The sequence below is a fragment of the Sphingobacterium sp. xlx-96 genome, from assembly GCF_011007365.1.
GTDB classification, from domain to species: domain Bacteria; phylum Bacteroidota; class Bacteroidia; order Sphingobacteriales; family Sphingobacteriaceae; genus Sphingobacterium; species Sphingobacterium luzhongxinii.
Window position 1 is genome coordinate 132354 of the sequence record NZ_WFKM01000010.1, and the last position, 15570, is coordinate 147923.

Annotated in this window: 10 protein-coding genes; 2 read left to right on the plus strand and 8 right to left on the minus strand. The window is 38.9% G+C overall.

The window, feature by feature from the left end; translation table 11 throughout:
* Position 1 precedes the first annotated feature (1 nt).
* From G7B20_RS13325 to G7B20_RS13360, 8 genes are all read right to left on the minus strand, one after another.
* On the minus strand, positions 2-1435 hold the full coding sequence (locus tag G7B20_RS13325; protein ID WP_164111908.1) for a hypothetical protein: 1434 nt from the start codon (positions 1433-1435) through the stop codon (positions 2-4).
* A gap of 5 nt (positions 1436-1440) precedes the next feature.
* A complete protein-coding gene (locus G7B20_RS13330) occupies positions 1441-2529 on the minus strand; it encodes a hypothetical protein (RefSeq protein ID WP_164111909.1) in 1089 nt (362 codons plus the stop codon).
* The gene (locus G7B20_RS13335) at positions 2516-3940 is read right to left on the minus strand and encodes a RagB/SusD family nutrient uptake outer membrane protein (RefSeq protein ID WP_164111910.1); all 1425 of its coding nucleotides are present in this window, start codon (positions 3938-3940) and stop codon (positions 2516-2518) included. Before G7B20_RS13335 ends, G7B20_RS13330 begins: the two co-directional genes overlap by 14 nt.
* An 11-nt stretch (positions 3941-3951) precedes the next feature.
* Positions 3952-7551 (minus strand): SusC/RagA family TonB-linked outer membrane protein, encoded by a 3600-nt coding sequence (locus G7B20_RS13340; protein WP_164111911.1) that lies wholly within the window; start codon positions 7549-7551, stop codon positions 3952-3954.
* Positions 7552-7593: 42 nt separating this feature from the next.
* The gene (locus G7B20_RS13345) at positions 7594-8787 is read right to left on the minus strand and encodes a FecR family protein (RefSeq protein WP_164111912.1); all 1194 of its coding nucleotides are present in this window, start codon (positions 8785-8787) and stop codon (positions 7594-7596) included.
* 69 nt (positions 8788-8856) lie between these two features.
* A complete protein-coding gene (locus G7B20_RS13350; RefSeq protein WP_164111913.1) occupies positions 8857-9459 on the minus strand; it encodes an RNA polymerase sigma factor in 603 nt (200 codons plus the stop codon).
* An 876-nt stretch (positions 9460-10335) separates the two neighbouring features.
* Positions 10336-12147: a hypothetical protein gene (locus G7B20_RS13355; RefSeq protein WP_164111914.1), complete on the minus strand. Its 1812-nt coding sequence runs from the start codon at positions 12145-12147 to the stop codon at positions 10336-10338.
* A gap of 9 nt (positions 12148-12156) precedes the next feature.
* Positions 12157-12774, minus strand: coding sequence for a Crp/Fnr family transcriptional regulator (locus tag G7B20_RS13360; protein ID WP_164111915.1), 618 nt, complete (start codon positions 12772-12774; stop codon positions 12157-12159).
* 279 nt (positions 12775-13053) lie between these two features.
* On the opposite strand from G7B20_RS13360, the gene G7B20_RS13365 reads away from it, so the two are divergent.
* Complete coding sequence (locus G7B20_RS13365) at positions 13054-13533, plus strand: c-type cytochrome (RefSeq protein ID WP_164111916.1); 480 nt, start codon at positions 13054-13056, stop codon at positions 13531-13533.
* Between the two features lie 50 nt (positions 13534-13583).
* Positions 13584-15563 carry a Sec-dependent nitrous-oxide reductase gene (gene nosZ, locus G7B20_RS13370; RefSeq protein ID WP_164111917.1) on the plus strand — a complete coding sequence of 660 codons (1980 nt, stop codon included), beginning with the start codon at positions 13584-13586 and terminating at the stop codon, positions 15561-15563.
* The last annotated feature ends 7 nt before the right edge of the window (positions 15564-15570 follow it).

Here is a 15570-nt window from a genome sequence, read left to right on the forward strand (position 1 = left end):
ATTAATTACGGTATTCAAAGATATACTCTCTTCCTGCAGGAGCAGTTACGCTAGTTCTTCTTCGCATACTCTGCAGTCTCCCTTTCTCATCCGAAGTATATACGTAAATTGAAGTTTCTGTTGTACCTTTTACAAGTCGTTCGAATCCATTTTTGTACATCAATAGTTCAAGTATATCCGAATTGAAGGCAGGATTGTAAAACTCAATCGGTGGCAAACCCTCCAAAAATGTAGGAATAGCCCAAGTGGTAACTCCAGCGGCTTTGACCCGATTACTCTCACTGGATGCAGAAAGATCATATTCTGCAAAGAGACCATCTTCGTAAGACCATAACCACTTATTAACGGAGGTCTCCCTTTGAAAACCTAATAAGCGATCACCATCTATCCAATCCGTGACGGTCCAACTTTTTTCTTGATTCAGCTGCCCGCCAGCCCAAGACAATAATTTGCCCTGCGCATCATAAGTCAATGCATATTTAAAATTAGTTCGTGCTGCACCCGGGTTTTTCCAAGTCATACTAAACTCGTATACTTTCCCAAAATTGTTATACTTAAAATCATATCTGAAGTTCTCCTTACTAGTCAATACACCGTTGATGTTGTAATAATGCATCACACCGTCTATGGCGTCCAAACGATCAGGATTTAAGCTATTATATACAAAGTTGAGTTCACGCGTCAATTGAGGTGAATTCGAGGTATACGAATTCATTTTCACGCGGTAAGGTTTATCTAGATCTACCATTCGTAATATGATATCTTTGTAAGCCTTGGTGCCTTTACTATCTTCCAGCTCTACACGCAGCGTATAATCCTTATTTTTGACCGTCATTTCTTCCAACACATACCCCTTCTTATGTACCACGACAGATGCAGGTAGGTCATACGTGTGTGTATCAAACACTGCTCCATCAAGACTCAACGTATAACTTTTTACCGTATTCATACCTGTAGCAAATCGCGCCTTAAACATGATATAGTTATTGGTCAAAGAGATACGGCCATCACCTGAAATACCTCCCACCGTGATGATAGGTTTAGAAAAATCCAGTACTGTCAATGAGAATCCCTTATTATACGATCGGAGATTCTGGTCTATTACTTTGACGATGAAATGTAGTGTGGTATCCCGGTTGATTGACTTTAAATCTGCATCATAGATAAATGTAAAGTCCTTCTGGCCCCTGTACTCATTGTCGAATGAGGCAATCGGTTCATAGCTAGTACCATCCAATACTTGTATCTGAGCGACACCATTGGGTGCCTTAATATGCATAGACAAAGGATATGTGTCTATCGTGTCTCTGCGCACGGTATCGCGGACATCCTTAGTTGCATCTAATCCAGGATCTGGAAATTGAGGTTCTTTCCGGCAGGAGCCTATTAGGACTGCCATAAGCAAGAATAGACTTAAATATTTTAACTTTTTCATAACGATTAATTATAAAATTCTTCCATAACTGGATTAATCTGAAATACATCAATTCCCCAACTGTATAAGGTCTCGATCATAATTTTCATCCTCTTTTTGAACAATGGGGATTTTAAGTAATACCCGCGTATTGGCCCGGTACTGTTAGTAGCACTCTCACAAATAATGACGTTTAAGAAGTTGCGCACATCTACCATTTTGGAAGGAAAGTACAAAGAACTTCCTTTGTTTAATCTATAGGCAAAACTTGAACTCGTTACACTAGGAGACCGTTTTGAAAGTACCATCCCCTTATCAATATACCATTGTGCGTTAATTACACTCGTATCCGAAGGATGCGTAGGTGCTTTTTCAGCCACAGCCAAAGCATTGATATCTGTATTGTAAAGGCTTACCGCAGGTTCATAAAATTCTCCAGGAATAGCATTATAGAGATTGTTCTCATGAATCATATTCACTAAAAAACCGAATAGCATACGTTTTCTAACATTACTTTTATTCGTAGTGGACAACCTATCGTATTGCGGCTTACTAACGGCAAACAACTGTTCATAACCATTATACAGCGCATACCAAGTATCTTCGGAAACAGCCATCACCTCTGCTTCTGCAAGAATAAGATCAGGACTGTTTTTATTACCGTCTGTTGTTACCGTGTCGGCCAACAGAAGTTTATGTGGAAAATAGTCGCGCTTGAAAGTCGATGTGTAGGTCTTCGCACCCAACTTTGCTGGCGTAGTAATTTCATCCTTAAACGACTGTAATACCAATTCATCGAATAAAGCTAAATTAGCATCGGCCTCATCGGCTGCAATATGACTTATGTTAAAATTAGCCCACAAGTCGCGGGTACTACTCTTCCACATGCCAAACTTGAAATCTAAAGTGTCACTAAAGTTCAATAATATGTTTACACCGTATTTTTCCTTATATTCCTTTACCAATGGTTTAGAAAGATCAAGCTGTGCGGCTAATCTATCCGATTCACTGTAAGACGGTTGGAGCTTTTCTTCTTTGCTACACGATAGTATCAACAAAGTAAGCAGAAATAATAATCCAATATTTTTCATCATCATATCTTTAAATATTATCATCAATTGTCGTTTCAGGCAATTTCTCATAGCGCTCATTGTTTCGTATCAAAGGATTATTATCTCTTTCCTTTAATGGGATAGGAAGCGTGTAGTTGGGATCATTACTCAACAGCACATATTTTTCTGTACCTACCTTATTACCCGCATCGTCGGTCAATGTATACCGGTGCTCAATAGCTGGTCTATTTTTCATACGACGTAAGTCAAACCAGCGGTGGTGATCCTCAAAGCAAAGTTCTTTACGGCGCTCCAATAGAATAAAATCCAACAGAGAAGGTCCGCTAGCGGGGATTTGCACCGCGCTAGGTGCGCGATATCGTTTAGCAACTAACGCATTTAAATCAGCCATAGCATCACCTCCTAAATGATAGCGAGCCTCAGCACGATTCAAATAGGCTTCCGCTACCCGCAGGTTTACAAAACCTAATTTCGTAAATAGACCTTGCTTTTGGGTGTAATAAACTTCGCCAATCTTTTTGTCCATGCGGGTAAAAAAAGCATTAAAACGTAAATCATTCGTCTTATCGAAGAGCCTGATAAAAGCTGGATTCACTTGCCAGCCCGCATCAAAAGCTGACTCCGATATAGACGGTGCTAATAATCCTGAACTATACAATATGTCTGTACGATCTTCCGTAACATAAGGGCCACTTTCTACCATCATTGACAAAGGATTGTTTGCGATAACTTTTGAAGCATAGGCGTCTGCATTTTCCCAATCATTCATATACAAGTATATTCTGGAAAACAATAGATTACAGGCATCCACGGTAGGATGATATTTAGTCTTTGTGATACCACTCTTCATCAAAAAATCCTGCGCCATTTGAAGATCGGCTATTATCTGTTCGTAACTTTCCTTTAAGGTTGCACGATCATAAGTCTGTTCCAGGCCATTATCTATGCGCAACGGAATACCTAATTCGACATTCGCATTTTCCTTAGAATACGGCTTGGCATATAGATTGGTCAAATTAAAAAAGCTCCAGGCACGTACAAAATAAGCCTCCCCTTTTATAAAATCACGTTCAGACTGAGCACCTTCTGCCTCTTCCACAAGTTCTATTACGTAATTGGCAATACCAACATCCTTGTACATATCTTCCCAGGCTTTATTATTATTGGTAGCACGAACGCCGTTCTCATCCAATTCGATTTCCTTTTGCCAACTATATATCGGCTTATAAGGTCTTCGGGTATTTTCTGAAGAATAGATGTACTCCACTATATTGTCTGCCATATAGTCTACAGCGCCAAAGCGAGCCACCTCTTTACTAAACTCATTTAGCAAGACCGAACTAAAATGCTCCGTCTTCGTAGGTATCAGTTGATCTTTATCCACTTCATCCAAAAAACCGGAACATCCTGTGAATAAGTTTAAAGTCAATATATATATAAATATCTTTTTCATGATTCTAAAGGTTAAAGTGAGAAACTTAAGCTAAAGGAATATGTCGGTAATGCCGGCATACCTATGCCCGTAACCTGCTCAGGATCTTGCCCTTTTAACCTGCGGTCAAAGGTCCATACCCCCAAACTATTAGCAGAAAACCCTACATTGGTAGATCTCAGCCCTATACGTTTTGTAAATCGATCGTTAAGGTTATAGTTCAGACTTAATGACTGCCAACGTATATGATTACCACTTACGACACGTTGGTCGCTTAGGTCGTACAAATTGTAGCCATTAGATCCCGGAGGAATAATGCTGCTATATTGAACAGTATAATGTGCATTATTTCCGGTACTATTAATCACCAGGCGATTATTACTTAGTCCAGGTATCGTAGCCCATGCCTCATCACCAGGGTTCCGCCAGCGATCGTTAAATTCGGCACTCATATTCTCCTCAGGCATTGGCATATTCTGTGAACCGTTATAAAGTGGTAACAAACGCACTTTATGACCAAATTTGTAAGAGAAGCCTGCACGAAGTGTCAGTCTACTATAACGTACTTCGGTATTGAAGCCACCATATACCTGTGGGGATCTGCGGCCCATATAACTCAAAACCTCATTAAAATAGCCGGCTATTGTTTCCGAGCGTTTCTCCAGGTTTTTATATTTAGGCAGACCACTATTGTCTAGTCCATCAAACTGATATGCATAAAATGCATCAACCGGGAAGCCTGTCAAATAAATGCTGCCTCCCAAATAGTTATTGACATTCAAGGCAGCCGACTCTGCTTCATATCCAGCCAACACCTTTTCTCTGGTCATGGTTGCATTTCCACCAAATGAAACTCCCCATTTCTTCGTCTTCAGGATAACACCACGCAGAGATGCTTCGTAACTGTAATCTTTTTTCTCCCCACCATTATACAACTGCGTCGCGCGACCATTGACCAAGGAAACAGGTCTCGAAAGCAATAGGTCCGAACCGTGTGAATATGCAAAATCAAACGCTCCACTCAAGCGTCCTTCCAACCAGGAATGATTTAAACCGATATTTAGTGTCGATGTTTTTTCCCAAGTTAGACTAGCATTCGGGAAGGAGGCCATATTGGATCTCATTTCGCCAAAATCAGCATCATACTGATAATTTCTCAATACCATATAAGGTGTTGCCGAAGGAGGATTACCCCGAAACCCATAGGAAACACGCAAAGCTAACTCATCTGCTGCGTCACCAAGATTGAAAAATTTCTCTTGGTGGATATTCCAACGTCCAGATACTGACCACGTAGGTTTGAACTTATATCTTTCGTACTGCCCGAAACTATTAGATCCATCACTACGCATATTAAAATTAAATATGTAACGATTGTCGTAAGAATAATTAAAAATTAAAAAAGCTGAAACAGAATTACTAAGTCTATCCGTAATGGTTGGATAAATACTATATCCCCCCTGCCCTGTCATCCACTTTAATGCATTAGCATATTCATACCCCACGATCTCATTGGTACCAGTTGCATATACAATATTCTTTAGCGGAATAAAACTACGTCCGTACTCATGGCTATAGCCCGGTGAAGCCCAACCGCTGGATCCCTTATACTTGATAGAATTCAACTCATACCCAACATTAGCATTGAAGACATGTCGCGCTATGGTTTTAGTATAATTCAGCTGTAACTGCCCTCTACTCGCACTCTGCTGTGTCATAGCGGCAGAATATACGCCACCAAACGGAACAGTTGCATACTGCTTTACCCATGCATCAATTTTATCCTCCACGCCGTCGTAGGTACGTAGATTAGCTATGAAATTTGTGTTTTCAGCAATCCATTCGTCTTGAAGATTCGTCGTATTTCTTGTCGAAGCAAAAGCCCTTAACTTGACACCACGAAAAATATCCCAATTCAATTGTGCGCTGATATTCAAATCTTTATTATCCACCGATTTTTGGGAGTTATTCATCTCGTGCATCACATTATATTTACCTTTATTGATAATGCCAGACTGCTCCATTAAACGGGTATCAACATAAAACAACGATCCATCCTCATTACGAAAAGGCGTAGTACGCGAATTGTAATAGGCAGTATTAAAAAGATTAATAGAAGAATGGTTATACTTTCCTTCTTGGATAGAACCACTCATACTGACGGATATCAGCAAATTCTTACGAAGATTCAGGTCTATATTACTACGAGCTGTAATCCTATTAAGGTCTACTCCTTTTTCAGTTCCCTTATTATCATTGTAACCTACTGAAAAATAATAACGTAAACTATCCGTTCCTCCTGAAAGATTAACGTTGTGGGCTGTATTAACAGCAGGACGATAAAGCTCACCAAACCAGTCTGTATTCCGCGTTTCCGCCTGACTTACTTGACGTTGAAATTCTTCAAAAGTGATCATTCCTTTCCTAAATTCATACAATGCCTTCTCATACCCCAAATACGTAAAAATACTATTGGGATAACCTAAATTCTTTTGTTCAATTTCTCTAGAAACGTCTACTCGTTCTTTCGAATTCATCAGATTGAAGTTGCTATATCTTGGTCTATCGACAACACTGCTACTACCTGAATAGGACAAATTTGCGCGTTCTTTTTTTCCACGCTTTGTCGTTACCACAATAACACCATTGGCAGCACGGACACCATAGATAGCAGTAGCCGAAGCATCTTTTAGAATATTAATAGTTTCTATATCTTGTGGATTGATACCTGTAAGTGCATTACCTATCAAATTTACTTTATCAAAACTATTGATATCATCGGCCGAAAGCGGGACAGGATCTTCGTATATAACCCCATCAACCACCCAAAGTGGGGCCCGGGAACCTGTGAACGTACCACCAGAGCGCACACGAACTTTTGAAGCTGCTCCTGGTGTGGTACTCAATGTAGTGACCATCAATCCACTCGCCTTTCCTTCTAACATCTGATCCAAAGTCAATGCTCCAACGCGATCTAAATCAGAACCTTTGATCGTTTCTATAGAACTTGTCAACTCCCTCTTATCGATCTTTTGGTATCCCGTAAGTACCACTTCTTCCAGATTATTCATATCATCATCCAACACGACATCGATATTTGACTGGTTGGAGAATTTAACCTGCTTATTCACTTTGCCTATGTAAGAATATTGAAGTGTAGAATTGAGCGTTTCAACATATAGCTTATAGCGACCTTCTTTATCTGTGCTAATTTGCCGTCCCATTGGCAGCACTCGAATAGACACACCACTAATTGGATAACCACGGGTATCCTTCACAGTCCCATTAACCTCATAAAACTTGACAATGGGTTTGTTTTCTTTTCGAAATACAACAGTGTTGTCCTTAAATGTAAAAGAGAGATCCAATCCAGATTGATTGATGATATTCTGGACAGTAGCATTTACTGTGCTGCTCTTCACATATTTTATCTGTTTACTTCCTTTAGTGAGCGTTTCATTATAGATAACTTCACACTTAAAGTCCTTTTTGATCAGCTCACAGGCTTGTTTGAATGTAACGCTATTCTTCTGATTCTCTTGCTGCGCATAGACCCTTGCCATATGACTAATGCAGACTACGAAAAACAACAGGAAGTACCTAGCCATCCCTAGATTAATTCTGATTTTCATGTACTCTTTAGGTTTTATTAAATTAAAAAATTGATTAGCAGTCTACTTTACTACTACTTTTATTACTTGATCATTCTTCTTTACAAAGGAAATATCCCCTGTACGCTCGAGGATCCCTAACACTTTCCAGATATCCTTATCATAACTCACCCCTCCCTGAAGCTTAATATTAGCGCTCCCTAAATCATTTAATTGGAATTCAACAGGATACCAACATCGCAACAGATCCAGCAGGGACTCAACAGACAACCCGTCGAAGTCTAGATAATCGCGTTGCCAAGCTGTTATCCGATCCGTATCCACAGTGCTTTTCTTAATCCTGCCTGACACGATGTCCACTACGGATTGCTCCCCTGGTTTGATAACCGTTTGCATAGAAGCTGTAGAAACACGAACGCTTCCCTCCAACAAGGTCGTCATGATATTTTTGTTTCCAGCATAGGCTTTTACATTGAACACTGTTCCGAGAACAGTCACCTCTTGATGATCACTGATAACAGTAAATGAACTATGCGCTTGATCCTTCACAACTTCAAATAAAGCTTCCCCTTCCAGCTCTACCGATCTCCTATTTCCGACAAATCGTGTAGGATACCGCAATGAACTGCCTACACTAAGATGTACTTTGCTCCCATCAGGTAATGTCAAATTAAGACGTTGCCCCTTAGGCGTACGAATGGTGTGAAACTGTGGTTCATCAATTTGTTCTTGTTTGGGAAGGTACTCAAGAATAGTTATTTCATCTCGATCAGCGTTCACCTCATACTGCTCGACTCGTTGAAGGCCTTCTTTATCCAAGTATACAATTTCTCCATTCGACAATTCTAATGTAGGTACATCCGACCTCTCCATATTATTGGGGCTCACGATTGTAGTTTTCAGATCCTGATCGACGGGAGCCAAATAGAAGTGACGGACATACCATAACAACGGAACTAAGCATAAAACCAATATTGCAGCATATCTTAAATAAGATCTACTGAATAGACGAATCTTGGGCTTAGGTTGAGTAATGGCAAAAATCGAGGATGCAGTTTGTTCAGCTATTTGCTTACCATGATTTAATTCATCCATAGAAAGCTTTTCTTGTTGCAGCGAGTTCGCAACCAGTTCTTCCAAAGCAGCCATATACTTGCTATCCGACAATGCTTCAAGTAAAACACGAAGCTCAGCATTCGAGCAATTCCCTGCTAGATACTTTTTATATAAAACTTTAAAATCATTAATATTCTTCAAACCAATTTCTCTTGTTTAGAGCTAATACGTTTTGAAGGCAAAGAAATAACTATCTAATTTTACTTTTTTTTAACAATTTATTAACGAAAGACATAAAACAAACGATATCAAACCATTAGCATCTCCCTTCTTTATTAAATCCTTGAGCATTTTATGAGCTTTAGTAAGATGGTTGTTCACCGTAGGTAGAGAAATCCCGAGCTTCTCGCTAATTTCTTTATGACTAAAACCCTCTACTTTAGAAAGTATATATACATTTTTACACTTTTCTGGCAGCCTCTCCAATAATCGTAAAAATTCTTCTTTTGATTGCTTTTCGATTATATTCTCTTCTACATGCGCATAAAAATCAGAATATGTTTTGATTGCATATTCTTTGTATCTCGTGTCTATAGCGACCTTTCTAAAATAATCCATAACAAGATTTTGAGCCACTCTAAATAAATAGGATTTAAAAGATTTATCGGATTCAATAGTAGATCTACTATCCCATATTTTCACAAATAACTGTTGGAGAATTTCAGCGGCTATTTCTTCAGATTTTACAATTTTGAAAATATTGCCAGATATCATAGAACTGTATTTGTTATAAAGGATCTCAAATGCATGATGATCTCCCGATCTTAACAGATCTAGAAGCTGGCTGTCATCATTATTAGTCGTAGTATTCAAGATCAGTATTGTTTAGTCAAAGATTATAAATAAAGGGCAGAATCAAAAATACAATCTGTTTTTTTTCAACAATACGCCAAGCAATACAGCGGTTCACAGTAAGCTGAGAGAGCTAACCATTGTGTATAATAATATCTTCCGGAAGCGTCAAATAGATTTGTGCACTTTTTAACAAGCACACATTCGCTAGTCTACTTAGCCATTCCACCTTTCAGGTAGAGCTCCGGCAGTTGCTGAATTATCCCGGTCTCAAATAAACCGATAAGCGACATCCCTGACTAAACCGACTAAAAGATCATAGTTTTTTCTATTTTTTGCTACATTATATTAAAGCATCACAAGATTTTTTTTCGCCCAGAAAACAGGATTTTATACCCAAAATGTCCCACAATAAATACGAGCTATCCTAAAAGCAATCCCGTTGCTAGGCGCTGCTGCTTCCAGTCAGCACTACGGTATACATATGGCCGTGAAAACATTGGACGAAAAACTAACTATTATCTAGAGGAGGTCTTAAGAGCTATTGAAAACGGAAGGCTTGGAATAAGTGACCAATGTAGGTCAGAGCCTCCTCCGATCACCTCCGAAACAGTATGGAAAAAACTAGTCTCATAATTTGTTAAAAAAATGAAACATTTGCCGGAAGTGTAGCCAATGGAAAATTATATTTTTGAAGAACCATTTTTATCGAAAAATGCGGAACATATTTATAGAACATTGAAGGAATCATCGAGCACAGTTACATCACATAGGACAGATTACGTTAATCAAAAAATGTTCCTGTCAACTAGCATGAACCCATAGTCCATCGATAATTAACAGAAACATAGAAATAAAAAAAGCGAGCTAGCACATGGTGTCCAAAGGTTAATGCCCTTAGCTATAGTATGGTTTTATTTTATATTTACATGCAATAGAATGTAACTTCTCTCGTAATGACTGAAGACTAGCCGTAAATTCGTCATTGTTTGTTAAAGTAAAACTAACCAGTCTCTTAGTCAAGTCACTATAATACTCTATACCTGTAAAAACCTGATCAACAAAACTTTGAATGTATTTACTTTTCTTGATGTTCATATCCTGAACACTTTCCTTAATCTGCTTTTCTATGTATTGTATATACAGTTGAAGTTCATTAATAAACATAGATGGCCTTTCCACATCCTTCAAAAGATCAAGCCGTCCATAGATATGGGAAACCATTTCTTCTAAATTGTAGATTCGGTTAAAATAAGAAAGGTTTGGACCTGGACATATGGCGACAGATAAATCTTTAATGGATTCATCAATATCATATTTCAAATAAGCAGATGAAGCCAGACCTTCACAAAGACAAGTCTTTTCCAAAACGTAATCGTAAGCCTTCTGAAGCTGATCCCCTGACAATTGGCTATTGGCTAATTCTTTGATTTTTTTTGATTGATATTTACGGGATGCTGTGCAAATAGGTTCTTTGGTAAATTCAGTATTAGAAACGAGGTATTTCTTGGTACAAGGCGCCCCTGGCCTACCTTTTTCAATACGCTCAAGTCTATTTTTTTCAGCAGAACTTTTCCTAAAGTTGTTAAAAGGTACGCCTAGAGGTGAAGCATCGCTTATATAAAAATCGGAAGCTGTAGCCCCCGCCAATAAGGTTAACGTATCTTTATCCACAGTTGTTGCTTCGGGTACTAAAAGAAATGGAGAACCCCATCCTGTACCATCTACTCGATAGTACTCCATTAAAAATTGTTGTTCGGCGGCTGTCCCGATTCCACCTTGAACGGTCAATCTAATCGGCTGAGGCAAATTGTATTTGGCTATCCCTTTTTCGCCGAGTGCCTGCTTATAAATGGCCAACAACTCTTGCTCCAGCCCGCCCCTTCTTTCTTTAAATTCTTCAAGAATAGGCCCTAATAAGTAACCTTCTGTAGCAAAAGCGTGACCTCCACAATTCAAGCCCGATTCGACACGAAATTCAGACACCCAAACCCCCTTTTTAGCAAGGTATTTTGCTTGGATCATAGCCGATCTATAGTCGCTCACTTTCAGAATTACCTGCTTTTGGATATTACCATTATAATCAGGAAAGAAAGCTGGAAGTTCACTTAGATACTGATAAAGTCTAGGATTTAAGCCAGCAGAAAGTACTAATGATGAAGATAAATTGCTATTAGCAAAGCCCCTCAAAGCAGACAGGGCATCTGAAGATAAGCCGCCAGCACCGTTCCCTTTAGTATCTTGTACCATTCTATCGACCTTAGCCATAATGTTCACGTCTATAGATCCCGCCACGATCTGATTTTTGACGAGCTCTCTCAGTTCCGATGCCGTTTTGGGATCTTTTTCATCGACAAAACGATCATAGAGCTGTCTTGCTATAGCGGAAGAGGGTAATAAGTTAAAATATTTTTTAACCTCAGGATCAGCATAAAGATCCCTTTCCCGCAAACTACATATTTGCTTATCTAAAAGATCTTTAAGCAAATTCAGATAGGCTGTAATACGCAGCGCTCTGGCATCGTCTTTACTCTTATTAATACGTTCGAACTCTACACCATTACACAATGCATGGTACTTACGGATATTTTCGATTAGCTCATCATCCACAATGGAGACGACAGAAGAAATTCCATATTTGCCTACTTTTAGCGGACTATCTATTGAAAATGCTAATCCTAATACCGGAAGGTGAAATTTATGATGCATAAATTAAATTTAATGTGGGAAAATACCATCGGAAGGAATGAATACCTTGCCTTTTACAATATCCAATTGTTCATCCTTTTGCATTTGGCGTATGGCACGGATCACTGTTTCGACCCTACAACCAATCATATTTGCCAGCTGTTGTCGCGTCAACATCAATCGTCGGCAATCCTCGCATATAAACTTACCATTATCATTGAAGTAGGTAATTAATTGCGAAACAATATACACAGGATCGTTACTTGCCAGTAATTCAGTTAATAAAAACTTAAATCGAAGCTTTTGCACGATAGATGATGTAAAGGCAAAATGTAAATCACTATATTCTTGTAAAATAATATTGAAACTAGATACACATAGTCTAAGCACTACAGATGGTGTCTCTGCTACAGCAGTAGCGGCATACACCCGATTATCGAACAAAGGGAGTTCGCCAAATGCGTCTCCAGGCTCAACCAATTCATGAAGGACTTCTTTTCCATCATCCAAAACATTGCACCAACGAATTCTTCCTGAAACCAATTGATAATAAAATGAAGCATGACTTCCTACCTGAAAAATAGCTTCGCCGGGAGATACCTGCCTATAAACAGCTCCTTTTTCTAAAAGTATTTCTAAAGGGATCATCGTTGTAAGTTTTTATAGTCGGCGAATCTTGATATCCAAAGGTAACGCCTCATTCTCAAACCATTATTGATATTCATCACAAATTCAGATGATATGAATCATAAATTATCAAAACAACACTCCAACAGATTGATATAAAAGCGATTACAAAATAAAATAATCTCATGTTTGCTCAACTATTTTATGTTTATGATTTGACGCATAAAATGCCAATCTGGACAGCACTAAATTTGTCAAGAAGATAAAAATAATTGAGTAGAAAAATTAATCCATAAGAAAATGAAAAAGCTAATTTACCTATTTACAATCTGCATCATTGTATATGCATGTTCACAAAGCAACAACCAAAACCAAAACGAGACCTCTTCAAACGAAGTAGAATCTGAAAACACTTCAGCAGCGACATCAAGCTATGACCCTAAACGAGGTGAGGGCAAGTATGAGAAAGTGGAAATAGAAGAAAAATTAGATCAGAAAATGGCAACAAGTGGAGAATCAATTGCAAATCTTAAATGTGCTAGTTGTCATAAGTACTCTGATGAAAAATTGGTAGGTCCAGGTTGGGCCGGAGTGTCTAAAAGACATGCTCCTGAATGGATTATGAATTTTATAACCAACCCAGATCCTATGATCGACAAAGACCCAAAACTACAAGCTCAACTAGAACTTTGTTTAGTGCGCATGCCAAACCAGAATCTTTCCGATAAAGATGCCCGTGATATCCTGGAGTTTATGCGTAAAAACGATGGTCTTAAATAAACGCAGAACAACAACAAAATTACCTTAACAAGTTTAATCAGCAATATGTTATGAAGATTAAAAATCAACTCTTATGTGCCATGGCTATTTTAGCCGGTACAGTATCCTTTCAGGCCTGTAAGCCTAAGGGTACTGAAAACGCTGTTAGCGCAAATGCGGCAGAAAAAGTTTATGTAGCTCCAGGAAAATACGACGAATTCTACACGTTTACTTCAGGTGGATTTAGCGGCCAATTGTCTGTCTATGGATTGCCTTCAGGTAGATTGTTTCGTGTCATACCTGTATTCTCTGTAGATCCTGAAAAGGGATGGGGATACAGCGAAGAAACTAAACCTATGTTGGAAACATCGCATGGCAGCGTACCTTGGGACGATCTTCACCACGTCCAGTTGTCAAAAACCAATGGCGAATATGACGGCAAGTGGGTGTTTGTCAACGCCAACAATACACCGCGTATTGCCCGTGTGGATCTTACTACTTTTAGAACGGCCGAAATTTTAGAACTTCCCAATAGCGGAGGGAATCACTCCTCGCCATTCATCACACAAAATACAGAATATGTAGTAACAGGCACAAGGTTCAGCGTACCTATGGATGGTGCCAATAGCGACGTTTCTATAGATACATACAAGAAAAACTTTAAAGGAACATTGAGCTTTGTAAGTGTGAACAAGGAAAGTGGAAATATGGACATCGCTTTCCAAATTGAGACACCTGGTGTTAATTACGATTTGAGTAGAGCAGGAAAAGAAGCTTCACATGGATGGTTCTTCTTTTCGACATACAATACCGAACAGGCGAATACACTTCTGGAAGTCAATGCTTCTAAAAATGACAAAGACTTTATTTTGGCCGTAAACTGGAAAAAAGCTGAAGAATACTTAAAGGCCGGCAAGGGCAAAAAAGTAAGTAATCTAAAATATGCACACAATATATATGACGAACACGCACACACTTCAAAATCTACGATTAAAAATGAGGTAGTGATACTAAATTCTGCCGAATTAGAAGGATTGTGCTACTATATTCCATGCCCTAAATCTCCTCACGGCGTTGACGTGGATCCTACGGGCGAGTATATCGTAGGAAGTGGAAAATTAGCAGCCTTGATTCCTGTATTTTCATTCACTAAAATCCAGAAAGCTATTAAAGATAAATCTTTTGAAGGCACATTTGAAGGTATCCCGATTATCAAATACGAGTCGGCTTTGTATGGAGAGGTGGAGAAACCCGGCTTAGGCCCATTACATACCGAATTTGATGGCAAAGGAAATGCAATTACCTCGTTCTTTGTATCATCCGAATTAGTAAAATGGAATATCAAAGACCTTAAAATATTAGATAGGGCACCTACCTTTTACTCCGTAGGTCACTTGATGATTCCGGGAGGCGACACCAAATCGCCTGATGGAAAATATGTAGTGGCATATAACAAAATTACGAAAGATCGTTTTTTACCAACTGGACCTGAACTGGCACACAGTGCACAGTTATATGATATATCAGGAGATAAAATGCAGTTGCTGCTCGACTTTCCGACCATCGGAGAACCTCACTATGCGCAAGCTATAAAAGCCGAAAAAATTAAAGACAAATCGGTCAAGATTTACAAATTGGAGGCAAATAAGCATCCTAACTTTGCTAAAGGTGAGGCCGATGCCCGGGTAGAAAGAAAAGGCAATACAGTTCATGTTTATCTAACTACAATACGATCTCATTTTACACCGGATAAAATCGAAGGTGTTAAACTGGGAGATGAGGTTCTTTTCCACGTTACCAATATTGAGCAAGATTGGGATATGCCGCATGGTTTTGCTATCAAAGGAGCCAGTAATGGTGAATTGCTGGTTATGCCTGGAGAAACTCAAACGTTAAAATGGGTACCAGACCGCACCGGAATATTCCCTATTTACTGTACAGATTTTTGTAGTGCATTACACCAGGAGATGGCCGGCTATGTACGCGTATCACCTAAAGGCAGTAATGTTCCTATTTCATATGGTACAGGAGATAAATTGACAACTAAATAACAAGATT

Bases quoted from the DNA above. Each gene is read 5' to 3' on its own strand.
- G7B20_RS13325 (WP_164111908.1), bottom strand. From the start codon at position 1,435: ATGAAAAAGTTAAAATATTTAAGTCTATTCTTGCTTATGGCAGTCCTA.
- G7B20_RS13330 (WP_164111909.1), bottom strand. From the start codon at position 2,529: ATGATAATATTTAAAGATATGATGATGAAAAATATTGGATTATTATTT.
- G7B20_RS13335 (WP_164111910.1), bottom strand. From the start codon at position 3,940: ATGAAAAAGATATTTATATATATATTGACTTTAAACTTATTCACAGGA.
- G7B20_RS13340 (WP_164111911.1), bottom strand. From the start codon at position 7,551: ATGAAAATCAGAATTAATCTAGGGATGGCTAGGTACTTCCTGTTGTTT.
- G7B20_RS13355 (WP_164111914.1), bottom strand. From the start codon at position 12,147: ATGCATCATAAATTTCACCTTCCGGTATTAGGATTAGCATTTTCAATA.
- G7B20_RS13360 (WP_164111915.1), bottom strand. From the start codon at position 12,774: ATGATCCCTTTAGAAATACTTTTAGAAAAAGGAGCTGTTTATAGGCAG.
- G7B20_RS13365 (WP_164111916.1), top strand. From the start codon at position 13,054: ATGAAAAAGCTAATTTACCTATTTACAATCTGCATCATTGTATATGCA.
- nosZ (WP_164111917.1), top strand. From the start codon at position 13,584: ATGAAGATTAAAAATCAACTCTTATGTGCCATGGCTATTTTAGCCGGT.